The sequence below is a fragment of the Microbispora sp. NPDC004025 genome, from assembly GCF_053604425.1.
Genome location: NZ_JBSGHN010000001.1, coordinates 126,712 through 153,127, shown reverse-complemented (window position 1 = coordinate 153,127; position 26,416 = coordinate 126,712). Strand labels below are relative to the sequence as shown.

Sequence of the window (26,416 nt, the reverse complement as noted above, 5' to 3'; positions counted from 1 at the left end):
TCCGCGCGATCCGGTACACAGGGAGGTAACCCGATGAGCAGTCTCGTGGGAAACCGCGCGGTGGTGCTCGGCGGCAGCATGGCGGGCCTGCTCGCGGCGCGGGTGCTCGCGGACGGCTACGCCGAGGTGGTGGTGGTCGACCGGGACCGGCTGAGCGGCGTGACGACCGCGCGCCGCGGCGTCCCCCAGGGCCGGCACGTGCACGGGCTGCTCGCCCGCGGCCAGCAGATCCTGGAGGAGCTGTTCCCCGGGTTCACCGAGGGGGCGGTGGCCGCCGGCGTGCCCACCGGCGACCTCGGCGAGCTGCGCTGGTTCTTCAACGGGGCCCGGCTGGAGCCGGCCCGCACCGGGCTGATCTGCGTCTCCGCCGCCCGTCCCGTGCTGGAGAGTCACGTACGCGCCCGGGTGACCGCGCTCCCCAACGTCACGTTCCTGGAGGAGCACGACATCGCCGGGCTGGTCGCCACGCCCGACCGCGGCCGGGTGACCGGGGCGCGCGTACGGCCCCAGGCCGGCGACGGCGACGAGGTGACCATCGAGGCCGACCTCGTGGTGGACACGACCGGCCGGGGGTCGCGGACCCCGGTGTGGCTGGAGGAGTTCGGCTACGAGCGGCCGGCCGAGGAGAAGGTCAAGATCAACCTGACCTACACCACCCGGCACTTCCGGCTGCCCGACGAGAGCATCCTCCACGGGGACCTGTCCATCAACCCCGTCTCCTCGCCCTCGCACCCGCGCGGCGCCTTCTTCTCCAGGATCGAGGGCGGCCGGTGCGTGGTGTCCCTCACCGGCGTGCTGGGCGACAGCGCCCCCGCGACCCCCGAGGGCTTCATGGACTTCGTCCGGTCCCTGCCGGTCCCCGACATCCACGACGTCATCAAGGACGCCGAGCCGCTGGACGACCCGGTCTCCTTCCGCTACCCGGCCAGCGTCCGCCGGCACTACGAGCGGCTCACCCGCTTCCCCGACGGCCTGCTCGTCATGGGCGACGCCGCGTGCAGCTTCAACCCGGTGTACGGCCAGGGCATGACCGTGGCCGCCCTGGAGGCGCTCACCCTGCGCACGCACCTGCGCAAGGGGACCGAGCCCAGGCCGCTCGACTTCCTGCGCGACATCGCCGCCGTCATCGACGTGCCCTGGAACATCTCGGCCGGCGGCGACCTGAGCTTCCCGGAGGTCGAGGGCGAGCGCCCGCTCATGGTCCGGGTGATGAACGCCTACATGGGCAGGCTGCAGAACGCCATGTCCAGGGACGGCGTCGTCACCAGGACGTTCATGCGCGTCGCTGGGCTCGTCGACCCCCCGCAGGCGCTCATGAGCCCCGGCATGATCCTGCGCGTCCTGCTGAAGGGCGGCCGTCCGCGGGCGAGCGCGCCGCGGCGGGCGGAAAACCGCGCCGAATCCAGCATTTCAGGAGATGTGCGCATTTCCGGCTGAACCTGATGATAACGACGCAAGGGGGGTCGATTGGCATCGCCAAACGATTGCGAACGGATTCACTCCTGATAGGAGCAGGAAAATGGTGGCCACATCCAGCGCGCACGGCGCGAGAGCCGACAGCGGTGAAAAAATTCCGCGACTAGAGGGCGTGCGCGGCGTCCTCGCATTGGGAGTGCTCGTCTTCCACGCCGCGTGGCTGGCGGGCGTCACCAGCTTCATGGACCAGCCCGGCAACGGCATCTGGGGATACCTGGCGGACGGCCTGGCGGTCTGCCTGCCGCCCTTCTTCGTGCTGTCGGGCCTGTTCCTCTACCGGCCCTTCGCCCGCGCGGTCCTGGCCGGCACCCGCAGGCCGAACGTGCCGGCGTTCCTCACCCGGCGCGCGTTCCGCATCCTGCCTGCCTACTGGCTGATGCTGGCCGTCGCGCTGCTGTTCATCAACCTCAACGGGATCCACGGCATCCGCGACGTGATCCGGCCGTTCCTGGCGATCCACTTCTTCTGGCAGGAAGGCCAGCCGCTGACCGGCCTGCTGCACACCTGGACCGTCCCGACCGAGCTCACGTTCTACCTGGCCATCCCGCTGCTCGCGCTGGCCTCCAACCGGCTCGCGCGCCGCAGCGCCGACCCGGCCCGGCGGATGCGGCTCATGATGATCACGCCCGCCCTCGTGCTGGCCGGCGGGTTCGCGTGGATCGTCTACACGAACCTGCCCTCGTTCAAGGGCCCGTACGAGTTCTGGTTCTGGCCCTTCTACTACATGACGGCCTTCGCCTGCGGCATGGCGCTGGGCATCCTGCACGCCTACTCCGAGGTGACCGGCCGGGTGCCCGGGCTCTACCGGCTGGCGGCCCGGCGGCCGAACCTGTTCTGGCTCGCCGCGCTGGTCGTCTACCTGGCGTACGCCCCGCAGCCCTTCGGCACCCCGGGCATGGGCGACTGGCCCGCCCTGATCCAGGAGCTGGTCGGCCACACCCTCGTGCTCGTCTTCGGCGTGCTGTTCATCGTGCCGCTGACGCTGCCGGAGGCGAAGTCGCGGTTCATGGACGCGGTCCTGGCCAACCCGGTGATGCGCTACCTCGGGCGCATCTCCTACGGCATCTACCTCTGGCACGTGCTGGTCCAGGAGTTCTACCTGAAGAACGGCAACATCTTCGGGGTGGACCCGCTCGACGCCACCCAGTTCCGGGGCACCGTCGGCTTCTGGGAGACGACGGCCTTCGTGCTCGCGGTGAGCGTGGTCCTGTCGACCGTGAGCTACTACGCCCTGGAGCGCCCGGTGATGAAGCTGTGGAACGTCTGGTTCAGGAAGGACACCAGGGCACGCGTGACGGCCACCGACCCGGCCCAGCCGGGCGTGCCGGTGGGCGCGTCCACCGACCGCGCCTGACTGACCATGTCCGACCGCGTCTGACCATGGGCGACGCACGATCACGACCGCAACGCCGGAGAGCGCCGGACCCCGACGGATCGCCAGCCGCGAACGTCACCGGCCTCTCCGGCATTGCGGTCGAAACGCATCTTCACTCCCCCGCGCGGCCGGATCCGGCCACGCGCCACATCCAGCCGGCGCCGCCGCTCGACCCCCTCCGCGTGGGAGGGTGCGGGGGCACGGCCGCGAACACGAAGGAGGTCAGCGGATGAGGAAGCTCATCGCATCGGTCATGACGTCGCTCGACGGGGCCATCGAACACCCCGAGGTCTGGTCGATGGACTACTGGAGCGACGAGGCGGAGGCCCAGGCCTGCGAGCTGCTGTTCGCCAGCGACGCCCTGCTGCTCGGGCGGGTCACGTACGAGGGCTTCGCCGAGGCGTGGCCCGAGATGACCGACGAGAGCGGGTACGCCGAGCGGATGAACAGCCTGCCCAAGTACGTCGTCTCCTCGACGCTGGAGAAGGCCGACTGGAACAACTCCACCGTCATCGGGTCCGACGTCGCCGGCGAGGTGGCCAAGCTCAAGCAGCAGCCGGGGCAGAACATCCTGACCTTCGGCTGGGGACGGCTCACCGAGTCGCTGCTGAGCCACGGTCTGCTCGACGAGATCAACGTCTGGCTCCACCCCGTTCTGGTGGGCAGCGAGGAGGGGCAGCTCCACCGCAAGGGCGTCGCCTCGCCGCTGGAGCTCGTGGACAGCAGGACTCTCGCCTCGGGCATCGTCATCCTCAACTACCGGCCCACCGCACCGAAGGCTTCGGAGGACTAGGAGACAACCCGGTCGCCCGCGACGGCCCCCGCGCCGGTCGCGGGCGGCCGTCGCGCCATTTCGGATGCGCGCCTGACCAGGCGCGTCGTCGTCTACGGAAGGGATCAGCGGCCGTGGAAAGAGACGCAAGAAGGGTGAATCCGCTGTCACCGCCGCACGGGACGGGACACCGTCCCTCCCGCGTGGTGGTGACGGGCGGCTCCGGCTTCATCGGCAGCCATCTGGTGGACCGCCTCATCGCCCGGGGGGACGAGGTGACCGTCTTCGACAGCGGCCCGCTGCCGGAGCACCAGCGGCTCGCCCGTGAGCACGCCCGGCTCGTGCAGGGCGACGTACGGGATCCGGACCGGCTCGCGAGGGCGATCACCGCCGGGGTGGACGTGGTCTACCACCTGGCCGCCGTGGTCGGCGTGGACCAGTACCTGGCCCGGCCCCTCGACGTCATCGACATCAACTTCCAGGGCACCCGCAACGTGCTGGAGCAGGCCGTCCGCGCCGGCGCCCGGGTCGTCGTGGCCAGCACGAGCGAGGTGTTCGGCAAGAACCCCGCGGTGCCGTGGACGGAGGAGGCCGACCGCGTGCTCGGCTCCACCTCCGCCGACCGCTGGACCTACTCCACGGCCAAGGCGCTGACCGAGCACCTGACCTTCGCCTTCGCCCGCCAGCACGGCCTGCCGGCGACGGTCGTGCGTTACTTCAACGCCTACGGCCCGCGCCAGCGCCCCGCGTTCGTGCTGAGCCGCAGCATCCACCGCGCGCTGAACGGCCGGCCCATCGTGATGTACGACCGGGGCGGGCAGACCAGGTGCTTCACCTACGTGGACGACGCCGTCGACGGCACGCTGCTGGCCGCGGGCCACCCGGCCGCCGTCGGCGAGTCGTTCAACCTGGGCAGCATGGTCGAGACGACGGTCCGCGAGGCCGGCGCGCTGGTCGCCAGGCTGACCGGGGCCGACGCGGCGCAGGACCCGGTGGACGCCGTGGACACCCGCCACGCGCTCGGTTCGGCCTACGAGGACGTCCCCCGGCGCATCCCCGACAGCACGAAGGCGCGCCGCGTGCTCGGCTGGCGGTGCGCCACCTCGCTGGAGGAGGGCGTCGCCCGGACCATCGCCTGGGCCCGCGCCAACCCCTGGTGGCTGGCCCTGCCCGACACCGGCGCGGTCGGCGTGCGCGAGCCCGCCGTGCTGGACAGCGCCGCGTGACGGGAGGCCGGACCAGCCGACGAACAGGAGGGCCGGGCGCCGCCCGGCCCTCCTGCCGTGTGTGCCGGATGCCCGCCGTGACCGGGTGCCAGAGTGACCGAGTGCCAGAGTGACAGGGTGCCAGGGTGACCGAGTGCCAGGGTGACCGAGTGCCAGGGTGACCGAGTGCCAGGGTGACCGGGTGCCCGGTCACGGCAGAGCCCCCCGCACCGGGGTCACCGGGTGCGGGGGGCTCTGTCGTGGAGCCGCGGGGGCCGCCGCGATCAGCGGACGCCGGCGGGCACCGGGGCGGTCAGCCGCACCGGCAGGGCCCGGTGGCCGTTCATGATGAACGTCGGCAGCGGCTGCAGGTCGTCCTTCGAGACGGCGAGGGTCAGCTCGGGGAAGCGCTCGAAGAGGCTGGACAGGCCGATGGTCGCGACCGCCCGGGCGATGCCCGCACCGAGGCAGTAGTGCGGCCCGTGGCCGAACGACAGGTGCTCCTTGTCCGGCCGGGTGATGTCGAAGCGGCCGGCGTCGTCGCCGTGCAGGGCCGGGTCGCGCCCCACCGCGCTGTAGTTGACGAGGATCGGGTCGCCCTTCGGGATCGTGACCCCGTCGAGGTGGATGTCGGTGACGGCGTACCGCAGCGGCAGGTGCACCAGCGGCGACTCGACCCGCAGCGTCTCGTCGATCACGTCGTCCCAGCTCGCGCGGCCCGAGGTGACCAGTTCGAGCTGCTCGGGGTGGGACAGCAGGGCCGTGATGGCGTTGTCGAAGAAGTTGATCGTGGTCTCCGAGCCCGCGCCGAGGATCGCGAAGATCGTGTCGGCCAGCTCCTGCTCGGACAGGCGCGAGCCGTCCTCGTCGCGCGCGGCCACCAGGTCGCTGGTGATGTCCTCGCCGGGGTTGCGGCGCTTCTCCGCGATGAGCTCCTCCATCGCGCCCCGCCAGCCACGCAGGATGGCCTGGGCCTGCTCGGGGGTGACCGTGGTGTCCACCATCATGTCGATGACCTTGGCGGTCTCGACCCGGGCGGCCTCGGACATCCCGATCAGGTCGGCGACCAGCATCGCCGGCAGCGGGTAGGCGAACCGCTGCCGGAGGTCGACCACCTCGCCCGGCGGGGTGGCCGCCAGCCCGTCGAGGAGCATGGTGGTCAGCTCGACGATCCGCGGCTTGATCGCCTCGGTGCGGCGCGGCGTGAAGGCCTTGCCGACCAGCCGGCGCAGCCGGACGTGGTCCTTGCCGTACGCCGTGACCATGTTGTCCATGGCGATCCAGCTGATCATCTCCCAGTCCGGGGGGATCTCGCCGTTGATGAACGCGGGCCAGTGGTTCCTGGCGCTCTTGGTGACGTTCGGGTCGGTCAGCAGCTTGCGGATCGCGGCATGGGTGTTGACCGACCACGCGATCACCCCGCCGGGAAGCTCGACCCGGGTGGCGTGACCCTGTGCGCGCAGGCGGTCGGTCTCCGCGTGGATGTCCCGGCCGGTGGTGTCGAGGACTGGGCAGCGTCTTTCCACGGATGTCTCCAGGGTTGCTTCGGTGCGTTGGACGAGGAATCGCTCAGTCGGACGAGCCGGCGGAGGCCGCCTGCAGGCGCGGCCCTTCGGTACCGGTCTTGCGGGACCGGCTCCACCGCCGCATGGCGGGCTGCTCGACGAACCGGTAGAGCAGCCATCCCGCGAACACGTTCACGCCGATCAGCGCGAGGACGAGCAGGGTGCCGCCCACGACGCCGTACTCGGCGCGGCCCAGCACGGCGGGACGCAGCCAGAAGAGCACCACGGCCTGGGTCATGTAGAAGCCGAAGGACACGTTGCCCAGCCACACCATCGGCCTGCTGCCCATCACGGTGCGCCGTCCGCGCAGGTTGGCCGCGGCGAACGTGCCGATCGCCAGGCCGAACGGGACCGCCGTCACCAGGACGAGGCTGTACGGCGAGGGCACCCACAGCGTGGCGGCGTACGCGGCCGCGAGCAGGACGGCCACAGGGGTGATGCCGATCCGGGGCCACCGGCCGCTGATCACGATCCGGGCGAGGATCATGCCGAGCACGAACTCGAACAGGCGGGCCGGGGGGAACATGTAGACGAACCAGAACTGCGGCAGCGACAGCGGGTCACCCGGGTAGCGCGGCTCGTCGGGCAGCAGCGTGAACGTGACGAGGCAGACCGCGGCCATGGCGACGACGGTGACGCCGGCCCACGCCCACAGACGGCTCTCCCTGATCTTCCCGATCGGGATCATCAGCAGCGGGAACAGCAGGTAGAACAGCATCTCCGAGCTGAGCGACCACGCCGGCATGTTGGCCCCGCCCCAGTAGTTGGAGTCGGGCGAGAACGAGTTGACGAGCAGCAGGTTCGGCAGCCCCCACAGCGGCGTGTAGGCGGCGGCGAACAGGAGCATCGCGAGCGCCCAGGTCACCACGTGGTTGGGCAGGATCTTCACCGAGCGGCGCCGCAGGTAGGCGCGGACCGAGTCGCCGGGCCGGTACGACCAGGTGATCACGAAGCCGCTCAGGATGAAGAAGAACGACACCCCGATGGAGCCACCCGGGGAGAAGAACCACATGAGGTTCTGGGTGATGGCGTCGTCCTGGTACGGCGTCGCCGGATCGAGGTCGCCCGCGGTCATCGGGTAGATGACGTGGCTCATGAAGACCAGCAGCGCGGCGATGATCCGCATGCCGGTCAGTGCTGGCAGATCGGGGCGGCGCTCCTCCTGGAGGGCGCCGCGGTGAACGGACGACGTCGCCACGGACACGGTGGGTATTCCTTTCCACTCGGACTGCCCCTGCCGGCGAACGGGAGAACGCTGGGCAATCACGGAATGACGCTTTCCGGCGACTCCATCATTCGCATCCGCCGCGCGTCGCCGCATCTCCCCCCGTGCTTATTCCGAATAGCACTCAGACAACGTGGACGTCGGGCACGTAGAGAATCCACCGGCCGCCGCGCTCGGCGAATTCCCGCTCTTTGCGCATGATTTCCCCGGCGTGGTTCCAGGCGAACAGGATCGCGTAGTCCGGCGGGTTCGCCGCGAAAACCTCGGGCGACACGACGGGAATGTGCGAACCGGCCACCAGGCGGCCCTGCTTCGACGGTGTGGAGTCGCAGACGAACGGCACCGTGTCGGTTCCGATCCCGCAGTAGTTGGTCACCGTGGTGATCTTCGCGGGGGCGCCGTACCCGGCGATCGTCTTCCCCTCCGCGCGCAGGCTCCGCAGCAGCGCGGTGAGGTCGTCGCGGACGCGCGCGGCCCGCCGGGCGAACTCCTCCAGCGTGGCGTGCTCGCCGAGCCGCTGGGCGGCCTCCCGGGCGAGCCACTCGCCGACCGCGGGGCGGACCTCGCGCGCGCCGGGCTGGGACAGCGTGTAGCGCATCGACCCGCCGTGCAGCTCGACGTGCTCGGCGTCCACGAGCTCGAGCCCGTAGCGCTCGGCCGCGGCCTTGATCGCGCGCACCGAGAACACGAAGGAGTGCTCGTCGTAGAGGATGTCGAACGCCGTCTGCTCGACGACGCTGCCCAGGTAGGGCTCCTCGAAGACGAACACGCCGCGCGGGCCGAGCAGCAGCTTGGCGCCCTTGAGCACCGAGGCGAGGTGGGCGATGTGCGCGATCACGTTGGCGCCGAAGATGACGTCGGCCGGGCCGTGCTCGGCGCGGATCGGACCCGCCGCCGCCTCGTCGAAGAACCGGGACAGGACCCGGACGCCGCGCGCCCGGGACATCTCGGCCACCTGCCGCGAGGGCTCGATGCCGAGGTGCCGCACCCCGGCCCTGGCGATCCGGGCGAGCATGACGCCGTCGTTGCTGCCGATCTCCACGATGAACGGGTCGGGACCGGTCAGCTCCGTCTCCAGGAACCGCTCGGCGATGCCCTCGAAGTGCCGGCTGTGCACCACCGAATTCGAGGCGTGGTACGGATATTCGTCGTGATATCTGACCTCCTGCGGGATGTCAGCCATGAGCTGAACCATCGTGCACGAGTCACACATTCCGACGATGAGCGGGAAGAAGAACTCGTCCGCGATATCCCCGGGCTTGGGGAACGCGTTTCCACGGGGGTGCGACCCCAGGTCGACCGACGCCTTGACCGGGCCGCCGCAAATCCGGCAGGAAATATCCATGACTGGACGTTAACACCGCCGTCCGCGGCATTTCTTATCGGCGGTTGCGGTGCATTCCGCCAATGGCGCGGCGATCACCAGCCGGACCTCACCGTCGCCACGATGTGCTCGCGCTCCTCGTCCGACAGCCACCAGCCGACGGGGATGTTGACCACGCGCTCGTGCACCGCGTCGAGGCCGGGCAGGGCCGTACGCGCCGCGGTCACGCAGCCGTGCGCGTCGTTGCGCCGGCACACCACGCTCACGGTGATCCCCGCGGCGGTCATCTTCCGCATGAAGGCGGCGCGGTCCTCGACCTTGACCGGGTACAGCCAGAACGACGACTCCAGTCCCGGTGTGCGCGCCGTCGGCTCCAGGCCGGGCACGTCCGCGAGCTCGCGGTCGTAGAAGGCCGCGTTGCGCCGGTGCCGCTCGACCCGGGCGTCCACGTCCGCGAGGTTCGCCAGCCCGATCGCCGCGCCGATCTCGTTCAGGTAGAAGTTGTAGCCCCACTCGGGCACGTCGTAGTCGGCGTTCACCCGGTCGGCGTCGCGGTCGATGCCGAAGAAGCGCAGGCGCCGGGCGCGCTCCAGCGACCGCTCGTCGGGCAGGACGAGCATGCCCCCGGTGCCGCAGCTCAGGTGCTTGGTCGCGTGGAAGCTGTAGGCGCAGTGGTTGCCGTGGTTGCCCAGCGGCCGTCCGTGGCAGACGGCCCCCCACGCCTGGGCGCAGTCCTCGATCACCGCCGGGCGGACGCCGTACGCCGCCTCGGCGTCGTCGAGGATGCGCCGCAGCCGGTCGAGGTCCACCGGGCAGCCGCCCCAGTGCACCACCATGACGGCCCGGGTGGCCGGCGAGATCTTCTTCGCCAGGTCGTCGAGGTCCATGTTGAGCGTGGCCGGGTCCACGTCCACCCAGGTGATCCGCAGCCCGTTGGCGAGGATGCTCCAGTTGGTGGCCTCGAAGGTGAACGGGGTGGTCAGCACCTCGCCCGGCGGCCCGTCCGGCTCGGGCGCGCCCGCCGGCCGCAGCGCCAGATGGAGCGCGAGGTGGAGCGCCGACGTGCCGTTGTTCAGCGCGACCAGGCGGGGATGGCCGACGCGCGCCGCGAGGGCGCGCTCGAACTCCTCCACCCGCGGCCCGTGGCCGAACCGGCCGCTGTGCAGCACGTCGGCGACCAGGTCGGCGGCGCCGGGCGCGACCGCGGACCGGAACAGGGGGATCACCGCCCGCCCCTCCCCCTCACCGGCGCACGCCGAGGAACAGCGAGCGCCCGGCGAGCATGTCGCCCGTCTCCTCCAGGCAGGTCACGTCGAGGCCGGCCCGCCGGAACGCGGCGGCGTACTCCTCCCGGGAGAACAGGCTCATGACCTGCACGTGCTCGAAGTGGCGCACCCCGTCGCCGTCGCCCACCAGGTAGTGGGCCCGCACCTCGACGGTGTCGCCGACGCGCACGGACCGCGCGACCCGCGCCACCACCCGGTGCTCGTCGCGGACGACGTCGTGCCCGATGTGGCCGTCGGTGAAGCCGTCCCTGAAGTACCACGGCTCGACGATGAGCACGCCGCCCGGGGCCACGTGCCCGGCCATGCTGCCGATCGCGGCGTCGAGCTCTTCGGTGCCCGCCATGTAGCCGACCGTGCCGTACAGGCTGCAGACGGCGTCGAAGGACCGGCCGAGGTCGAAGTCGCGGATGTCCCCCGGGTGGACGGCGACGCCGGGCAGCTTGGCCCGGGCCCGCTCCCGCATGGCGTCGGACAGCTCGACGCCCTCGACGTGCTCGAACATCGCCCGCAGCGACTTGAGGTGCTCCCCGGTGCCGCAGGCCACGTCGAGGAGCGTCGCCGCGTGCGGGGCGCGGTCGCGGATCAGGCCGGCCACCACGGCGGCCTCCTTCGCGTAGTCCTTGCCGCGCCGCTTGTAGAGGAGGTCGTAGATCTCGCTGACGTCCTCTCCGTAGACGTTGTCGTCCCGCGTTCGGCTGTCGACTGTGGTCACCGCAACTCCCAACCGCCAGGGCGCCCGCCGCGCGGACGCCGGGCGCGTCCGGCGTCGCGGGGGCGCCTCGTCCGCTACTTGACCGTCTCCGGGACGGGGAACCGCACTCGGATTCTCTCCGGGGCACCGGCGCGCTGTCTTATCCCGGAATGCCATGACCGCACGTCCCGCGATATGGCAGGGCATTTCGGGAGATGCACCGGGCCGGTGGGGGGTGTGACGCTGACCGCGTATCCGTACGCCCACGAGACCGTGAGGAACCGCGCAGCATGGGAGTCATCACCGATCTTCCCGAGCACCGCCTCCCGTCCCCTCCCGAGCCCGGCCTCACGCCCGAGCAGGTGGTCGCGAGGGCCGAGGCCATGGTGCCCCTCCTGGTCGAACGCCAGGCGGAGACCGAGCAGCGCACGTACTACGGCGAGGACGTCCACGAGGAGTTCCGCAAGGCCGGGTTCTACCGGATCCTGGTGCCCCGCCGGTACGGCGGCTACGAGTTCGGCATCGACACGTTCATGCGGGTCGCCATCGCGCTGACCCGGGGCTGTCCCTCGACCGGCTGGATGTTCTGCCTCGGCGCCGCGCACGCGCTCCCGGCCGCCACCGTGTTCCCCCGGGAGGTTCAGGACGAGATCTTCGCCTCCGGTGAGTTCATCTGCCCGGCCACGGTCGTGCCCGGCGGCACGGCCGAGCGCACCGCGGACGGTGACTGGCTGATCGACGGCACCTGGGGCTACTGCTCCGGCTCGCCGTACGCCACGCACTTCATGGGCCACGCGATGGTCACCCCGGAGGACGGCGGCGAGCCGGAGCCCATGATGTTCATCGCGCCGCGCGACCAGTGGACCCGCCTGGACGACTGGGGTCACGCGCTGGGCCTCAAGGGGAGCGGTTCCCACAGCATCCGCATCACCGGCGGCCGCGTCCCCGACCGCTACACCATCAAGACCCACATGAGCCAGATCGACGTCAGGGAGGGCTCGCCGGGGCGCGCCCTGCACGGCAACCCCGAGTACGGCGGCGGCCAGCTCAGCTTCATGGTCATGGAGGACGCGGTGCTCGCCGTCGGTATGGCCAAGGGCGCGCTCGACGCGTACGAGGACCTGATGCGCACCCGCACCACCCCGTTCCCGCCCATCGTGGTGCGCTCGCAGGACCCGGACTTCCAGCTCAGGTACGGCAAGGCCGCAGGCCTGATCGCCACGGCCGAGGCCGCGACCATGGACGCGATCCGGCAGTGGCGCGAGGCCTGCGCCCAGGGCCCGGCGGCGGTCACCCACGAGCACGAGCTGCGCCTGGCCGCGATCTGCGCCGAGGTGGTGTCGCTGTGCTGGCGCGCGGTCGAGCGCTACCTGTTCCCCACGGCCGGGTCGAGCGCCGTGCGGCGGGGCGAGCGGATCGAACGCGTGTGGCGCGACATGTCGATGTTCGTCACGCACGCCGGCGTCTCGACCTTCCTCGCCACCATCGCCAAGCGCGACCTGGCCCGGGCCCGGTTCGGCGTCGCGGACCACGGGTGAGCCCCGGACGACCGAGAAGGAAGGGACATCTCGCGATGACAGACCTCCACGACGCGCCGCTCGCGGCGGAGCACGCTCCGCCGCCGCGCACGCGTCCCCTGACCGGCGCCGAGTACGTCGAGAGCCTGCGCGACGACCGCGAGATCTACCTGTACGGCGAGCGGGTCAGGGACGTCACCACGCATCCGGCGTTCCACAACCCCATCCGGATGACGGCCCGGCTGTACGACGCCCTGCACGACCCGGACCGGCGGGACGCCCTCGTCGTGCCGACCGACACCGGCAGCGACGGCTACACCCACAGCTTCTTCACCACCCCGCGCAGCGCCGACGACCTGGTGGCCGACCAGCGGGCGATCGCGGCCTGGGCCCGGATGAGCTACGGGTGGATGGGGCGCAGCCCCGACTACAAGGGCGCGTTCCTCGGCACGCTCGGCGCGAACGCGGAGTTCTACGAGCCCTTCTCCGACAACGCCCGCCGGTGGTACCGCGAGTCGCAGGAGAAGGTCCTGTTCTGGAACCACGCGATCGTGCACCCGCCGGTCGACCGCAACCGGCCGCCGGACGAGGTCGCCGACGTCTTCGTGCACGTCGAGAAGGAGACCGACGCGGGCCTGGTCGTGAGCGGCGCCAAGGTCGTGGCGACCGGTTCGGCGCTGACCCACTACAACTTCATCGCCCACTACGGCCTGCCGATCAAGGACAAGAAGTTCGCCCTGGTCGCGACCGTGCCGATGGGCGCGCCCGGGCTGAAGCTGATCTGCCGTCCGTCCTACTCGGCCATGGCCGCCGTGATGGGCAGCCCGTTCGACTACCCGCTGTCGTCCCGGCTGGACGAGAACGACACGATCCTCGTGCTGGACAAGGTGCTCATCCCCTGGGAGAACGTCTTCATCTACGGGCACCTGGGGAAGGTCCAGCTCTTCACCGGCCGGTCCGGCTTCCCCGAGCGCTTCACCTTCCACGGGTGCACCCGGCTGGCGGTGAAGCTGGAGTTCATCGCCGGCCTGCTGGCCAAGGCGGTGGAGATCACCGGGACCAAGGACTTCCGGGGCGTGCAGAGCCGCATCGGCGAGGTGCTGGCCTGGCGCAACCTGTTCTGGGGCCTGTCGGACGCCGCCGCGCGCAACCCCGTCCCGTGGGTGAACGGCGCTGTCCTGCCCAACCCGGCGTACGGCCTGGCCTACCGGTGGTTCATGCAGATCGGCTACCCCCGGGTCAAGGAGATCGTCGAGCAGGACATCGCCAGCGGCCTCATCTACGTCAACTCCGGCGCCGAGGACTTCCGCAACCCCGACGTCCGGCCGTACCTGGACAAGTACCTGCGCGGCTCGGACGGCATCGACTCGGTCGAGCGGATCAAGGTGATGAAGCTCCTGTGGGACGCCGTCGGCACCGAGTTCGGCGGCCGGCACGAGCTGTACGAGCGCAACTACGCCGGCAACCACGAGAACACGCGGGTGGAGCTGCTGTCGGCGCAGATCGCCAACGGCCAGGTCGACGGCTACAAGGCGTTCGTCGACGAGTGCCTGAGCGAGTACGACCTGGACGGCTGGACGGTCCCCGACCTGTCCTCGTTCGAGGAGCTGCGGCAGGCGAAGAAGAGCCTGTTCGACCTGTGAGCCCCGCCGGGGCGGCCACCGCCGCCCCGGCCGCGGCCCGTGTCGCGACCACGACCACCGGCGCGCCGGATCTCCCCCGAGGTCCGGCGCGTTCGCCGTTCCCGGCACCGGTCTCGCGCCGCCGGGCCTCTCGCTGCAGGCCCGCGGCACCAACCCTTCGCCGGGCCCCCCGCGCGCCCCGGCCGCGGACCTCGGTGGTCACCCGACGCACCAGCGCCTCGTCCTTGGCGCACCAGGTGCCGGGAGGGGTCCTCCCCCGCCACGCCCGCGGGCGTGCCCCGCACGCGGAACGCCCGGGGCGGGAGTCCCGCCCCGGGCGTTTCCCGGGCTTTCCTGTCCCGGCCGTTCCGGCCGGTCGCTCAGCGCAGCTCGAGGTCGGCGCGGGCGACCGCGTTGACGAGCTCGCCCCGGGACAGTGCGGCGGCGACCAGCTCGATGTCGTCTGCCATGTACCGGTCCCTGTCGAGGGTCGGCACCAGCGAGCGCACCATCTCGTACGCCGCCTTGCCGGCCGGGCTGAGCCCGTCGTACCTGCCGGACAGGTCCACGGCCTGGGCGGCGGCGAGGTACTCCACCGCGAGGATCTTGTGGTTGTTCTCCAGCACCCTGCGGGCGTTGCGCGTGGCGATGAGGCCCATGCTGACGACGTCCTGGTTGTCGCCGTTCGACGGGACGCTCTGGATGCTGGCCGGGCCGATCGTCCGGTTCTCGGCGACCAGCGCGGTGGCGGGGTACTGCGCGCCGGCGAACCCGCTGTTGAGGCCGGGGTCCCCCGCGACGAGGAACTCGGGAAGGCCGTTGCTCAGATGCCGGTTGAGCAGCCGGTTGGTGCGGCGTTCGGAGAAGACGCCGAGCTGGGTGAGGGCGATGGTGAGGTAGTCCATCACGAAGGCGACCGGCTGGCCGTGGAAGTTCGCCCCGTGGAAGACCTCCTTGCCCTCGAAGACCAGCGGGTTGTCGTTGGAGGAGTTGAGCTCGATCTCCAGCGTGCTCAACGCGTGGTAGACGGCGTCCCTGACGGCGCCGACGACCTGCGGGATCGCCCGCAGCGTGTACGCCTTCTGCAGGTAGACCTCGGTGCGGTGGACGCCCTCGGTGCCGGGCGACGCCTCCGCGCCGTCCTTGAGCGCCCGCCGCAGGTCGCCGTGCTCCACGGCGAGGCGGCTGCCCCGCAGCAGGGCCCGCATGTTGGCGGCGGCGTCGATCTGCCCCCGGTGCGGGCGGGCCACGTCGTGCCCGTCGGCGACGAAGGGGCTGGTGGAGCTCTGCAGGACCTCGCAGATCAGCGCGGTGACGATCTCGGCCTGCCGCACCTGGTCCAGCGCCCTGCTGACGAGCAGGGAGCCGACCCCGGTCATCGCCGAGGTGCCGTTGATCAGGGCGAGCCCCTCCTTGAAACGCAGCCGCAGCGGCTCGATGCCGAGCTCGCGCAGGATCGGGCCGGTCTCGACCCGGCGGCCGTCGCGCAGGACGTACCCCTCACCGATGATCGTGGACGCGAGGTGCGCCAGGGGGGCGAGGTCGCCGCTGGCGCCCAGCGAGCCGATCTCGGGGATGGCCGGGGTGATCCCCAGGTTCAGGTACAGCGCGAGCCGCTCCAGCAGCTCGGGCCGGACCGCGGAGTAGCCCTTGGCGAGGGCGTTGAGCCGGGCCGCGACGATCGCCCGCGCCTCGTCCTCGGCGAAGGTCGGTCCGACCCCCGCGCTGTGGCTGCGGACCAGGTTGGTCTGCAGCTCCACCTCCTTGGAGGTGTCCACGAGCATGTAGATCATCTCGCCGTACCCGGTGGTCACCCCGTACACGGGGATGCCCTGCCGGATGATGTCCTCGAACTGCCGCCTGTTGGCCGCGGCCTTGGCCAGCGCGGAGGGCGCCACACCGCACGGCACCTGGTTCTCCGCGACGCGCCGTACGGTCGCGACGTCCAGGGTCTCGCCGTCGAAATCGACTGACGTCTCGGTCTCGACCAGAGTCATCTCTCACCCCGCCATAGGTTGGGTACGGAAGCGGCCGCTACCGGCACCACGGCGGCGGCTCCGGTCGGGTCGCGGCCGGTGGACCCGTGCAGCGGGAGGCAGCGCGACCGTCACCCCGTCATCGTCACGTCCGGGCTGTGACCCGCGCATCTTCCGGGATGCTCGCCGGATCTTCCCCGGCGGCGCACGCGTCTCGTCAGGGCGCGCACGCGTTCCCCGGGCGGCCCGGGCCGCACGCGGACACGGCGAGGCGCCCCGCGACGTGGCGGCCACGTCCCGGGGCGCTCCTCGTCCGGTGCGGGCGGCTCCTCCGGGCGGGCGGCGGGGCGCCGGTCAGTACGCCCGGCGCTGGCGCATGGCGGAGCGCTCGATGCGCTCGCGGGCCTCCAGCAGGCAGGAGGCGATCTCCTTCTCCCGCTCCGGGGTCAGGCGCGGGATCGGCACCGAGCAGCTGATGGCGTCCCGCGGCGGGTCGCTGATGTGCAGCGCGACGCCGAAGCACCGCAGCCCCTCGGTGTTCTCCTCGCGGTCCACCGCGTAGCCCTGCTTGCGCACCCGGCGCAGGTCGACCAGCAGTTCCTCGGCGTCCACGATCGTGTGGGCCGTCAGCGAGGGCAGCTCGGCGGGCAGCATCGCGCGCACCTCGTCCTCGTCCCTGCTCGCCAGGATCGCCTTGCCGAGCGACGTGGTGCTCGCCGGCAGGCGGCGGCCCACCCGCGAGAACGGCCGCAGGTAGTGCCGCGAGGCGCGCGTGGCGAGATACACGATGTCGAAGTGGTCGAGCCGGGCGAGGTGCACCGTCTCGCCCGTCACCTCGGCCAGCCAGTCCAGGGCGTCGTGCGCGAGCTGGACCACCGGGTCCCCGTCGATGTACGTCGCCCCGACCAGCAGAGCCCGCATGCCGATCCGGTAGAGCGTGCCGGTGACGTCGGTCTCGATCCAGCCGAGGTCGACCAGCGTACGCAGCAGTGCGTGCAGGCTGCTCTTGGGATAGCCCAGCTTGCCCTGAAGGTCGGTGAGGCTGTGCAGTCCGGGATACTGCGCGAAGAAGTCGAGCAGCTCGACCGTCCGGAGTGCCGACTTCACGTGCGGCACGGGTTCCGCCATGTGTACCTCCCTGACCCGCCTGTCCGCCTCCTATTGTGAGCCGGTTCCCCAGCTGGCGACCGTGCGGGAGGCGATGTAGTCCATATCCAGATCATCCCCCAGTCCGGGAGCGTCCGGCATCCGCACCCTGCCGTCGACGAGCGGGTCGACGATCGACCGCAGGTGCGGGGCGGGGGTGTCGTAGTCCGAGTGCGGGTGCAGCAGCCCCCGCTCGTACCACTGCCCGCACAGCGTGGCGCCGATCACGGCCAGCGCGCCGGAGCCGTTGCCGTGGATCTCGCAGTCCATGCCGAACGACTCGGCCAGGTGGACGGCCTTGATCGCCGGGATGATCCCGCCGGAACCGACCACCCCCACCCTGAGGATGTCACAGGCGCCCGCCGCGACCCACTCGGCCCGCGCCATGTGCTTGCCCCAGGACGTCTCCGGCCCGAGGATCGGCGTCTTCAGCTGGTCGGCGAGCCACCGGTACGACTGTACCGACGCCTCCTCCATGGGCTCCTCGTACCAGGTGAAGTTCAGCTCGTCGAGGGCCCGGCCGAGGGTCAAGGCCTCGGAGCGGGAGTACCAGTGGTTGCTGTCGAGCATGAGCGCGACGTCCGGGCCGACCGCCTCGCGGACCGCGGCGCACGCCTCGATGTCGCGGTCCACGCCGTACGGCATGGGCGGCATCCAGGTGTGCAGCTTGATCCCACGGTAGCCGCGGGACACCAGTTCCTTGGCGAACGCGGCGTAGTCCTCGGGGGTGGCCAGGCCTCCGGGGATGTCGTCGCCGCACATGGTGCTCGCGTAGGCGGGCACCTCGGATCGGGCGCCGCCGAGGAGCTTCCAGACCGGCAGGCCGAGCTTGCGCCCCGCGAGGTCCCACATGGCCTGGTCGGCGGCGCTCAGCGCGCGGTCGGACAGGTTGCCCTGCGCGCCCCGCTGCCGGCGGGCGACGCGGTGCCACAGCCGCTCCCGGTCGAGGCTGTCCTGGCCGATCAGCGCCGGGCCGATGTGGCCGGTGATCACCGCCTCCCTGACGGTGTCCGGCGCGGCCAGGCAGTACCCGGTCGCGCCGTCGCTGTCGGTGACGGCCAGCAGCGCCTCCCGCACCTCCCTGGGCGGCCCGGGATGCCGGTGGCCGTGCCCGTCCACCACGGATTCGGTGACCGTGGTGAAGACCGTGACGATGACGCGTTCGACGACCGCCATGGACTTTTCCCTCCTGAGTGAGTTCGGGGAGGGCCGGTGCGCGGTCAGGGACGCACCGGCCCGGTCCCGGATGCCGGCGGGCTGATCAGCCGCCGGTCGCCTTCTTCCATTCGGCCTGGGCGTCGGTCAGCTTCTGCGCCAGGGTGTCGAGGAACTCCTGGGGCTTCATCTGGCCGAGCAGGACCTTCTGGAAGAGGGGCTCGGTGTCGGCCTTGGTGATGGAGGAGAACTGCGGCAGGTAGTAGGGCGGGGACACGACCTGGGTGTTCGGGTCGTTCAGCGTGTCGACGGCCGTCTTCACGTGCTGGAGGTCCTGCAGCCAGGAGTCGCCCTGCGCCTCGGTGTTGGCCGGGATCTGGCCGGTCTGCTGGTTCCAGTAGCTGTTGCTGTCGTGGGAGACCAGGAACTCCACGAACTTCCAGGCGGCGTCCTTGTGCTCGCTGTTCTTGAACACCGCGAACCCGTCCACGGGGTTGGCCACGATGGTCCGCTTGCCGCCGGGGCCGGTCGGCAGCGCGAAGGCGGCGATCTTGTCCTTGCCGTGCGCCTTGACGTGGTCGTTGTAGGAGCCCAGGTTGTGGTGCATCATCGCGATCTTCCCGGTGCCGAACGCGGCGACCATCTTCGGGAAGTCGTTGGTGACGTCGGCCTCGGGGGTGTCCTTCTTGTACAGCCCGGCCATCCTGCCGAGGAACTCGGCGTTCTTCGGGTCGTTGACCGTGCTCTTGCCCGAGGCGTCGAAGAACTCGCCCACGCCCGAGTAGGAGTACATCTCGGCGAGGATCTGGAAGATCGAGCCGGCGCCGCCGCGGATGGTGTAGCCGTACTCGTCGGGCTTCTTGGTCAGCCCGTCGGCGCTGGTGAAGAACTCGTCCCAGGTGTTCGGCGCCTGCTGGAGCTTGTCCTTCAGGTACCACACCACGTCCATGTTGGAGGTGTTGGGCACGAGGTAGAGCTTGCCGTCGGGCACGGTCTTGCGGACCGAGTCGAGCATCGGCGTGGCGAGCTTGCCGTTCACCGCGCTCTTGGCGAGCCAGTCGTCGGCCGGCTCCAGCGCCTGCTGGCCGGTCAGGTTGGCCAGGTACGACGTGGTGACGCCGCCGACGTCGGGGGTGTCCCCGCCCGCGATGGCGGTGTCGTACTTCTGCTGGACGGACGCGATCGGGACGCCGACGTACTCGACGTGGATCGTGGGGTTGGCCGCCTCGAACCGCTTGATCAGCTCCTGGTAGATCGGGGTGCGGGTGCCCCCGTTGTTGTCCCAGAACGTGATGGTCGTCTTGCCGGACCCGTCGCCGGAACCCGAGCCCGAGTCCGACCCGCATCCCGTGGCGGTGACGGCGAGAACGGCGAGCGCCGCCCAGGCCACTTTCATTCTCATCTGTGTTCCTCCTGCTCTCGACAGGCTGGTCTCTCGAATGGTGGGGGGTGCTATCCCTTGACCGCGCCGGCGCTGATGCCGTGCACGAGATAGCGCTGGACCACAGCGAACACGCAGACCACCGGCAGGGCGGCGACGACGCCCCCGGCCGCTAGAGCCCCGAAGTCGGCGCTGTACTCCCCGATCGTGTAGCTGAGACCGACGGGGATCGTGAAGCTGTCCTGCTTGCTGACGAACATCAGCGCGAACAGGAAGTTGTTCCACGTGTGGATGAACGCGAACGACCCCACGGCGATCAGGCCGGGCCGCAGCTGCGGCAGCACGATCGCGAGGAAGCCGCGGAACCGCGTGCAGCCGTCGACCATCGCGGCCTCCTCCACCGTGAACGGCACGGCCGAGATGAAACCGCTCATGAGGATGATCGACAGAGGCAGGTTGAACACGGTGTCGGCGAGGACGAGGCTCCCCAGGCTGTTGATCAGGCCGAGGGACTTGAAGATCGAGAACAGCGGGATCAGCATCATCGCGCCGGGGATGAACTGGGTGCACAGCAGCACGACCATGAACAGGCTCCGGCCCCGGAACCGGTAGCGCGCCAGCGCGTACCCGCCCATCACCGCGATGACCGTGGTGAACAGCAGCGACCAGACCCCGACGATCACGCTGTTCTTGAAGAACACCGCGTAGCCGATGTCGTTCCAGACGGTCTCGAAGTGCTCGAACGTGATCGGCCACGGGACGGGGTCGGTCGAGCCCGCCGGCCGCAGGGCGAACACGAGCATCCAGTAGAACGGCACGAGGGTGAAGACCAGGTACAGCCCGAGGGGGATGTAGAGCCGCAGCACGCGGCCGGGGTCCTTCCTCTTCGAACGACGGCGGCGTGCCCCCGCGGGCACCGCCGCCCGGCTGCGGGGGCGGGTCATGACGTCGGCGCTCATTGCGAAAACCCTCGCCTCTTCATCGGTCTCGGTCCTCCCCGAACCGGTTCAGCCGGAGGTAGAGGATGGAGCAGAACAGCAGGATCACGAAGCCCGCCATCGTCAGCGCCGAGCCGTACCCGAAGTCCTTGGAGTCGACGGCGCGCTGGGCCACGTACAGCGGCAGCGTGGTCGTCGCCTGCGCGGGACCGCCGCCGGTGAGCGTGTAGAGCAGGTCGACGTTGTTGAACTCCCAGACCCCGCGCAGCAGCGTGGCCAGCACGATCGCGTCCCGCAGGTGCGGCAGCGTGACGTGGAAGAAGCGCCTCGTCCGGCCCGCCCCGTCCACCGCCGCGGCCTCGTACAGCTCGCCCGGGATGCCCTGCAGGCCGGCGAGCAGGAGGATCGCGAAGAACGGCACGCCGCGCCACAACTCGGTCACCACGACGGCCGGGAAGACCGTGTCGGGGTTGCCGAGGACCGCCGCCTCCGGCTGCCCGAGAAACCGCAGCACCCCGGTGCTGGGGGTGTAGAGCAGGATCCAGATGCCCGTCGTCAGCACCCCGGAGACGGCCCACGGGGAGAAGACCAGCGACCGGGCGAGCCCCCGGCCGATGAAACTTTCATTGACGATGAGGGCGAGCGCGAGTCCAAGGAGCAGCTGCAGGCCGACCTCGACGATCACCCACTTGGCGGTGAAACCGAGGCTCTGCCAGAACAGCTCGTCCTCGAACAGCATCCGCCGGAAGTTGTCCAGCCCGGCGAACCCGTTGGCCCATGGCCTGGTGAGGTTCTGGTGCTGCAGGCTGTAGTACGCGACGCTGCCGATGGGATAGACGAGGAACGCCGCGATGAGCGCGACCGTCGGTGAGATCAGCAGGTACGGCACGGCCCTGCGGCGCATCGTCGTCACCGGCGCATCTCCTCTGTGACTTTCCGGAACACGGACTTTTCGTAACACGGACTTTTCGGAACGCGGTCAGGACATATTCCTGAACTTCGTTCACAAGCGTGGACGGATCAACGGTGATGTTCGGGCCTCGGTCCTGTCAAGGACCCGTGTCCTTTTCGAAACATTCACCCTTCTGCGGCGGGCGTCTTGACCACGCGCCGCCGCGCGCCGTACGGTCCCGGTGTTCACGAATATGAATCAGGTTCAGATGGATGACGCAGGAGGATGACGGAGGATGCCGGTGACGTTCGACGGCCTGCTGTTCTTCCCGGTCACGCCGTGCGACGAGGAGGAGCGGCTCGACCTCGAGGTGTTCCGCCGGCATGTACGGCAGGGCGTCGAGGCGGGGTGCGGCGCGGTGTTCGCCTGCTGCGGCACCGGCGAGTTCCCCTCGCTCAGCCTGCGGGACTACGCCGCCTGCGTGGCCGCGGCCGTCGAGGAGGCCGCCGGGCGCGTCCCGGTGGTCGCCGGGACCGGCTACGGCACCGCGATGGCCCTGGAGTTCGCCAGAGCCGCCGAGGACGGCGGGGCCTCGGCCCTGCTCGCGCTGCCGCCGTACCTCGTCCAGGCGGGCCAGCACGGCCTGCGCCGCCACTACGAGGCGATCGCGGACGGCACCCGGCTGCCGGTCATCCTCTACCAGCGCGACAACGCCGTCTTCGAGCCGGAGACGGTCGCGGCGCTCGCGGAGCACCCGGGCGTCATCGGGCTCAAGGACGGCTACGGCGACCTCGGCCTCATGCGCCGGATCATCGAGGCCGCCCCGCCCTCCCTGCTGTATTTCAACGGCCTGCCGACGGCGGAGCTGTCCCAGGCCGGTTATCGGGACCTCGGCGTGGTCCGCTACTCCTCCGCCGTCTTCTGCTTCCTCCCCGATCTCGCGCTCGCCTGCTACGAGGCGCTGCGGGACGGTCGCGACGACGTCGCGAACCGCCTGATCGAGGGCTTCTACCGGCCCCTGGTCGACCTGCGCGGCGAGGGCCCGGGATACGCCGTCTCGCTCATCAAGGCGGGTGTGCGCCTGCGTGGTCTGGACGTGGGACCCGTCCGCCGGCCGCTGTCCGATCCCAGCCCCGAGCACATCGACAGGCTCGCCGCGCTGATCGACCGCGGTCTCGCCCTTCTCGACGAACTGGAGCGGTCGCCCGATCCGGCCTGAGCGCCGGGCGACGAGTTTCGGGGGAGCGATCGCAGAACGGAGACAGTCATGCCCGGAAGATCCCTACTCCTGTCGGCCGCCCTCGCGGTCACGGCCGCCGTCCCCCTGCTCGGGTCGGGCCCCGCCGCGGCCGCCCCGCGGCCCGACCTCGGCAGGCAGACGCTGCCCGCGGGCGACGGCTGGGCCTCGGCCGGCACCGGCACCACCGGCGGCGCCGCGGCCCCCGCCGCGAACGTCCGCGTGGTCACCGACCGCGCGGGCCTGGCCGCGGCCCTCGCCTCCCCCGGCCCGCGCATCATCTACGTCAAGGGCGTCGTAGAGGTCGACAAGACCTGCGCGGACTTCGCCACCGGCGGCTACACGCTGGCCGGCTATCTCGCGGCGTACGACCCGGCGGTGTGGGGCCGCGACACCGAGCCGTCCGGGCCGATGGAGGACGCGCGGGCCGCCTCCGCCGCGGCGCAGACGAAGTACATCAAGCTCAAGGTGCCGTCCGACACCACCATCGTGGGCCTGCCGGGAGCGACCATCCGGGGCGTCAACCTGCACGTGGACAAGGCCGACAACGTCATCATCCGCAACATCCGGTTCGAGGACGCCGCCGACTGCTTCCCCCAGTGGGATCCCACCGACGGCGCCGAGGGCAACTGGAACTCCCTCTACGACAACATCTCGGTCACCGGCTCGACCCACGTCTGGATCGACCACAACACGTTCAGCGACGGGGACAACCCCGACTCGGCGCAGCCGGTCTACTTCGGCCGGCCCTACCAGGTGCACGACGGCCAGGCGGACATCACGGCCGGGTCCGACTTCGTGACCGTGTCGTGGAACAAGTTCACCGACCACGACAAGACCATGCTGATCGGCTCGACCAACAACCCCGCGACCGACCGGGGCAAGCTCAGCGTCACCGTGCACCACAACGAGTTCGACAACAACCTCCAGCGGCTGCCGCGCGTCCGCTTCGGCAAGGTGCACGTCTACAACAACTACTACCAGGTGCCCGACGCCGGGCCCTTCGAGTACGCGCTGGGCGTGGGGGTGGAGTCCCAGATCTACGCGGAGAACAACTACTTCCGGCTGAGCCGGAGCGTCGACCCCGCCGACCTGCTCTACAACTGGGGCGGCACGACGCTGACGGCCAAGGGCAACCTGCTGCGGGTCGGCGGCAAGGAGACGCCGATCGACCTGATCGCCGCCTACAACGCCAAGAACGACCCCGACCTCGGCGCCGACGCGGGCTGGACCCCGACCCTCCACACGACCGTCGACCCCGCCGCGACCGTGCGCAGGGAGGTCTCCCGGCACGCCGGGGCCGGCGAGATCCACTGACGGCCGGCGGCGTTCGGCCCCTCCGCCCGGAGGGGCCGCGCGTCCCCCGGCGTCACATGGCGAGGCGGGCCAGCGGCAACCCGAGCTGGAGATACAGCTCAAGCTGGTCGTAGAAGACCTGCTGGTCGGCGATCAGGCCGCCCTCGGTGCCGAAGAACCAGCAGCACCGTACGCTGACGTACCGCCCGGTGGCCGCGAGCACCTCGCCCGTGGTGATCGCGAACGGCCCGGTGTGCCTGCCGGTCCCCACCGCGGCGACCGCCGTGGTCGCGCCGTCCGCGACCTTCTGCAGGACCGTGGCGTGGACGTCGGGAAAGGCCTGCCATATGCCGGTGTGGTAGGACGCCACCTCCGAGCGGCCCTCCGCCGGCCCGCCCGGGCCGACCGCGACGGGCTTGGCGCAATAGCACCGCATCACCGCGTCCAGGTCGTGGGCGTTGTACGCGCTGAAATACCGGTCCACCACGTCGGCCACGGCGAGACCCCCGATCCTCGCACCTGGTAGTCCAGGTTATCGGGGCGGCGGCGGGCCGGGCCAGGCCGGGAGGACCGGCCGGTCGGGCGGCGCGCCGTCCAGGCAGAGCAGCCGCGTCAGCGCGTCCCGCAACAGGCGCCCGGGGCGCGGGCGACTCGCGTGCGCGGGCAGCTCGCGTGCGCGCCAGGCGACGAAGCCGTCGGGCCGGACGAGGGCCGCGCCGGTCCCCGTGATGCCGTAGGCGCGGAGGAACCGGTCCTCGGGGTCGCGCAGGCCCACGCCGATCCGATGAACGTGCAGCCCGGCCTCCCCCGCGGCCGCGGCGGCCCACTCCCCGCCGTCCGGGCCGGTCAGCAGGGTGAAGGCGCCGGTGAACAGGTCGAGCGTGGACAGCCTGGTCCCCGCCCGCTCCAGCCACACGTGCGGCGCGCGCAGACCCGGGCGCCCGCTGGGGACGCGGGGGTCCTCGGCCGTCGCCACGAGAGCCGGCGTCCCGAAGGCCTTCGTCCCGAAGGCGGGTGTCCCGAAGGCCGGTGTCCCGAAGGCCGGTGTCCCGAAGGCCGGTGTCTCGAAGGCCGACGTCTCCGGCACGATCGCCGCGGAGTCGTACCGGTAGCCGAAGATCATCGTCACGTCGTCGATCCCGGTGACGTCCCCTCCCGAGTGGCGGCCGGCCAGGTGCCGCGTCGCGGTCTCCAGCGTCAGCCACGCGACCGGCCGGCGTTCCCGCTCGTAGGTGTCCAGCAGCGCCTCCCCCGCCCGGTCCGCGAGCACGGCGGCGAGTTTCCACGCCAGGTTGTGCGCGTCGGCGATGCCGGTGTTCGCGCCGTACGAACCCGCGGGCGGCACGACGTGAGCCGTGTCGCCCGCGAAGAACACCCGCCCGGACCGGAACCGGTGCGCGACCCAGCCGCCGATCGTGCTGCGGGACACCATCCCCGGCCGCCCGGGCACCGGGGGCACGAGGGTGACGTCGAGGTCCGCCACTCCGGTCGCGAGGCGGGCCAGCTCGGCGCAGCGCTCCTCGGAGAGGTCGCCGTGGGGCTCGCCCTGGCCCGGCTGCGCGGGCACCCCGAGCATCCACCGTCCGTACGTGCGCAGCGGCACCAGGACCGTGCCCGGCGCCGGCCGGTCGAGGTAGGCCAGCAGGAAGCGCCGCCCCCGCAGCACGGCGGACAGATCGGCGTCGAAGACGAAATACGACACGTCGGTCGTGGGCCCGGGCCGGTCCGCGCCGATGCCGAGCCGGTCGCGGATGCCCGCGCGGTGGCCGTCGGCGGCGACCAGGTAGTCGGCGCGGACGCGGCGCGTGTCCCCGGTGCCGAGGTCGCGGACGACGGCCGTCACGCCGTCGTCGTCGGCGTCGAAGGAGACCAGCTCGGTGCCGAAGCACACCTCCGCACCGCCGTCTTCCGCATGGGCGCGCACGACGCGTTCCAGCTCGTCCTGGTCGATCATCGCCCAGTCGGCGGGGCTCACCGCGGCGGGCGGCCGGACGTGCGCCAGCAGGTCGACGCGGAAGCGCTCCCGGCCGGCCAGCGTCTCCGCGCCGATCATCTCCGGAAGGCCGGCCAGGATCGACTGACGCCCGCGGATCTCCTCCTCCAGGCCCGCGGCACGGTAGATCTCCATCGAGCGCGGATTGAACGCCCGCGCCTGCGGCGTGATCGCCGTGGAGGGATGCCGTTCGACCAGCATCGGACGGACCCCCAGACGGGTGAGGAAGAGCGCGGCGGACAGGCCGGTGACGCCTCCTCCCACGATGAGGACGGCGGTCCTGCGGTCGTACGGTCCGGTCATCGCTACGGCTCCCGTCTGTGCCCGGCGGGGTCGCCCGGGAC

General features: G+C 71.0%; 21 protein-coding genes. 8 read left to right on the top strand and 13 right to left on the bottom strand.

Annotated features, from left to right (window positions below; translation table 11 throughout):
- The first annotated feature begins 33 nt into the window (after positions 1-33).
- The 4 genes from ACWEQG_RS00715 to ACWEQG_RS00700 all read left to right on the top strand — a co-directional run bounded on the left by ACWEQG_RS00715 (position 34) and on the right by ACWEQG_RS00700 (position 4,849).
- Entirely contained in the window at positions 34-1,437 is a 1,404-nt protein-coding gene (locus tag ACWEQG_RS00715) for an FAD-dependent oxidoreductase (protein ID WP_452280569.1), read from the top strand.
- 151 nt (positions 1,438-1,588) lie between these two features.
- Positions 1,589-2,830: an acyltransferase family protein gene (locus ACWEQG_RS00710; RefSeq protein ID WP_452280568.1), complete on the top strand. Its 1,242-nt coding sequence runs from the start codon at positions 1,589-1,591 to the stop codon at positions 2,828-2,830.
- Positions 2,831-3,080: 250 nt separating this feature from the next.
- Positions 3,081-3,644, top strand: a complete 564-nt coding sequence (locus tag ACWEQG_RS00705; RefSeq protein ID WP_452280567.1) for a dihydrofolate reductase family protein — start codon at positions 3,081-3,083, stop codon at positions 3,642-3,644.
- A gap of 134 nt (positions 3,645-3,778) precedes the next feature.
- Entirely contained in the window at positions 3,779-4,849 is a 1,071-nt protein-coding gene (locus ACWEQG_RS00700) for an NAD-dependent epimerase/dehydratase family protein (protein ID WP_363462943.1), read from the top strand.
- Between the two features lie 263 nt (positions 4,850-5,112).
- Here the strand turns inward: ACWEQG_RS00700 and ACWEQG_RS00695 are convergent, their stop codons facing one another.
- The 5 genes from ACWEQG_RS00695 to ACWEQG_RS00675 all read right to left on the bottom strand — a co-directional run bounded on the left by ACWEQG_RS00695 (position 5,113) and on the right by ACWEQG_RS00675 (position 10,940).
- Positions 5,113-6,354 carry a cytochrome P450 family protein gene (locus ACWEQG_RS00695; RefSeq protein ID WP_363462942.1) on the bottom strand — a complete coding sequence of 414 codons (1,242 nt, stop codon included), beginning with the start codon at positions 6,352-6,354 and terminating at the stop codon, positions 5,113-5,115.
- A gap of 43 nt (positions 6,355-6,397) precedes the next feature.
- The gene (locus ACWEQG_RS00690) at positions 6,398-7,597 is read right to left on the bottom strand and encodes an acyltransferase family protein (RefSeq protein ID WP_452280566.1); all 1,200 of its coding nucleotides are present in this window, start codon (positions 7,595-7,597) and stop codon (positions 6,398-6,400) included.
- Positions 7,598-7,742: 145 nt separating this feature from the next.
- Positions 7,743-8,963 (bottom strand): class I SAM-dependent methyltransferase, encoded by a 1,221-nt coding sequence (locus tag ACWEQG_RS00685; protein ID WP_363462940.1) that lies wholly within the window; start codon positions 8,961-8,963, stop codon positions 7,743-7,745.
- A gap of 74 nt (positions 8,964-9,037) precedes the next feature.
- Complete coding sequence (locus ACWEQG_RS00680; protein ID WP_452280565.1) at positions 9,038-10,168, bottom strand: DegT/DnrJ/EryC1/StrS family aminotransferase; 1,131 nt, start codon at positions 10,166-10,168, stop codon at positions 9,038-9,040.
- A 16-nt stretch (positions 10,169-10,184) separates the two neighbouring features.
- The gene (locus tag ACWEQG_RS00675) at positions 10,185-10,940 is read right to left on the bottom strand and encodes a class I SAM-dependent methyltransferase (protein WP_452280564.1); all 756 of its coding nucleotides are present in this window, start codon (positions 10,938-10,940) and stop codon (positions 10,185-10,187) included.
- Between the two features lie 269 nt (positions 10,941-11,209).
- On the opposite strand from ACWEQG_RS00675, the gene ACWEQG_RS00670 reads away from it, so the two are divergent.
- Positions 11,210-12,457 (top strand): acyl-CoA dehydrogenase family protein, encoded by a 1,248-nt coding sequence (locus ACWEQG_RS00670; RefSeq protein ID WP_452280563.1) that lies wholly within the window; start codon positions 11,210-11,212, stop codon positions 12,455-12,457.
- A 35-nt stretch (positions 12,458-12,492) separates the two neighbouring features.
- Complete coding sequence (locus ACWEQG_RS00665; RefSeq protein ID WP_452280562.1) at positions 12,493-14,079, top strand: 4-hydroxyphenylacetate 3-hydroxylase family protein; 1,587 nt, start codon at positions 12,493-12,495, stop codon at positions 14,077-14,079.
- 359 nt (positions 14,080-14,438) lie between these two features.
- Here the strand turns inward: ACWEQG_RS00665 and cmdF are convergent, their stop codons facing one another.
- From cmdF to ACWEQG_RS00635, 6 genes are all read right to left on the bottom strand, one after another.
- Positions 14,439-16,055: a tyrosine 2,3-aminomutase gene (gene cmdF, locus ACWEQG_RS00660; RefSeq protein WP_452280561.1), complete on the bottom strand. Its 1,617-nt coding sequence runs from the start codon at positions 16,053-16,055 to the stop codon at positions 14,439-14,441.
- A 333-nt stretch (positions 16,056-16,388) separates the two neighbouring features.
- Positions 16,389-17,162 carry an IclR family transcriptional regulator gene (locus tag ACWEQG_RS00655; RefSeq protein WP_346227565.1) on the bottom strand — a complete coding sequence of 258 codons (774 nt, stop codon included), beginning with the start codon at positions 17,160-17,162 and terminating at the stop codon, positions 16,389-16,391.
- A gap of 30 nt (positions 17,163-17,192) precedes the next feature.
- On the bottom strand, positions 17,193-18,356 hold the full coding sequence (locus ACWEQG_RS00650; RefSeq protein ID WP_452280560.1) for an enolase C-terminal domain-like protein: 1,164 nt from the start codon (positions 18,354-18,356) through the stop codon (positions 17,193-17,195).
- 85 nt (positions 18,357-18,441) lie between these two features.
- Positions 18,442-19,737, bottom strand: a complete 1,296-nt coding sequence (locus ACWEQG_RS00645) for an ABC transporter substrate-binding protein (protein WP_452280559.1) — start codon at positions 19,735-19,737, stop codon at positions 18,442-18,444.
- Between the two features lie 50 nt (positions 19,738-19,787).
- On the bottom strand, positions 19,788-20,675 hold the full coding sequence (locus ACWEQG_RS00640; protein WP_169979474.1) for a carbohydrate ABC transporter permease: 888 nt from the start codon (positions 20,673-20,675) through the stop codon (positions 19,788-19,790).
- 19 nt (positions 20,676-20,694) lie between these two features.
- Positions 20,695-21,558 carry a carbohydrate ABC transporter permease gene (locus tag ACWEQG_RS00635; protein ID WP_169979830.1) on the bottom strand — a complete coding sequence of 288 codons (864 nt, stop codon included), beginning with the start codon at positions 21,556-21,558 and terminating at the stop codon, positions 20,695-20,697.
- Positions 21,559-21,841: 283 nt separating this feature from the next.
- Between ACWEQG_RS00635 and ACWEQG_RS00630 the strand changes: the two genes are divergently transcribed.
- Both ACWEQG_RS00630 and ACWEQG_RS00625 read left to right on the top strand, forming a co-directional pair.
- Positions 21,842-22,765: a 5-dehydro-4-deoxyglucarate dehydratase gene (locus ACWEQG_RS00630; protein ID WP_452280558.1), complete on the top strand. Its 924-nt coding sequence runs from the start codon at positions 21,842-21,844 to the stop codon at positions 22,763-22,765.
- A gap of 48 nt (positions 22,766-22,813) precedes the next feature.
- Entirely contained in the window at positions 22,814-24,100 is a 1,287-nt protein-coding gene (locus tag ACWEQG_RS00625) for a pectate lyase family protein (protein WP_452280557.1), read from the top strand.
- 52 nt (positions 24,101-24,152) lie between these two features.
- On the opposite strand, the gene ACWEQG_RS00620 is transcribed toward ACWEQG_RS00625, so the two are convergent.
- Positions 24,153-24,575, bottom strand: coding sequence for an ester cyclase (locus ACWEQG_RS00620; RefSeq protein ID WP_452280556.1), 423 nt, complete (start codon positions 24,573-24,575; stop codon positions 24,153-24,155).
- A 36-nt stretch (positions 24,576-24,611) separates the two neighbouring features.
- Positions 24,612-26,375 (bottom strand): FAD-dependent monooxygenase, encoded by a 1,764-nt coding sequence (locus tag ACWEQG_RS00615; RefSeq protein WP_452280555.1) that lies wholly within the window; start codon positions 26,373-26,375, stop codon positions 24,612-24,614.
- Positions 26,376-26,416: the final 41 nt, after the last annotated feature.

Coding starts and splice junctions, on each gene's coding strand:
- ACWEQG_RS00650 (WP_452280560.1), bottom strand. CDS start 18,356: ATGGCGGTCGTCGAACGCGTCATCGTCACGGTCTTCACCACGGTCACC.
- ACWEQG_RS00665 (WP_452280562.1), top strand. CDS start 12,493: ATGACAGACCTCCACGACGCGCCGCTCGCGGCGGAGCACGCTCCGCCG.
- ACWEQG_RS00635 (WP_169979830.1), bottom strand. CDS start 21,558: ATGCGCCGCAGGGCCGTGCCGTACCTGCTGATCTCACCGACGGTCGCG.
- ACWEQG_RS00670 (WP_452280563.1), top strand. CDS start 11,210: ATGGGAGTCATCACCGATCTTCCCGAGCACCGCCTCCCGTCCCCTCCC.
- ACWEQG_RS00685 (WP_363462940.1), bottom strand. CDS start 8,963: ATGGATATTTCCTGCCGGATTTGCGGCGGCCCGGTCAAGGCGTCGGTC.
- ACWEQG_RS00645 (WP_452280559.1), bottom strand. CDS start 19,737: ATGAGAATGAAAGTGGCCTGGGCGGCGCTCGCCGTTCTCGCCGTCACC.
- ACWEQG_RS00705 (WP_452280567.1), top strand. CDS start 3,081: ATGAGGAAGCTCATCGCATCGGTCATGACGTCGCTCGACGGGGCCATC.
- ACWEQG_RS00715 (WP_452280569.1), top strand. CDS start 34: ATGAGCAGTCTCGTGGGAAACCGCGCGGTGGTGCTCGGCGGCAGCATG.
- ACWEQG_RS00625 (WP_452280557.1), top strand. CDS start 22,814: ATGCCCGGAAGATCCCTACTCCTGTCGGCCGCCCTCGCGGTCACGGCC.
- ACWEQG_RS00630 (WP_452280558.1), top strand. CDS start 21,842: ATGCCGGTGACGTTCGACGGCCTGCTGTTCTTCCCGGTCACGCCGTGC.
- ACWEQG_RS00640 (WP_169979474.1), bottom strand. CDS start 20,675: ATGAGCGCCGACGTCATGACCCGCCCCCGCAGCCGGGCGGCGGTGCCC.
- ACWEQG_RS00655 (WP_346227565.1), bottom strand. CDS start 17,162: ATGGCGGAACCCGTGCCGCACGTGAAGTCGGCACTCCGGACGGTCGAG.
- cmdF (WP_452280561.1), bottom strand. CDS start 16,055: ATGACTCTGGTCGAGACCGAGACGTCAGTCGATTTCGACGGCGAGACC.
- ACWEQG_RS00615 (WP_452280555.1), bottom strand. CDS start 26,375: ATGACCGGACCGTACGACCGCAGGACCGCCGTCCTCATCGTGGGAGGA.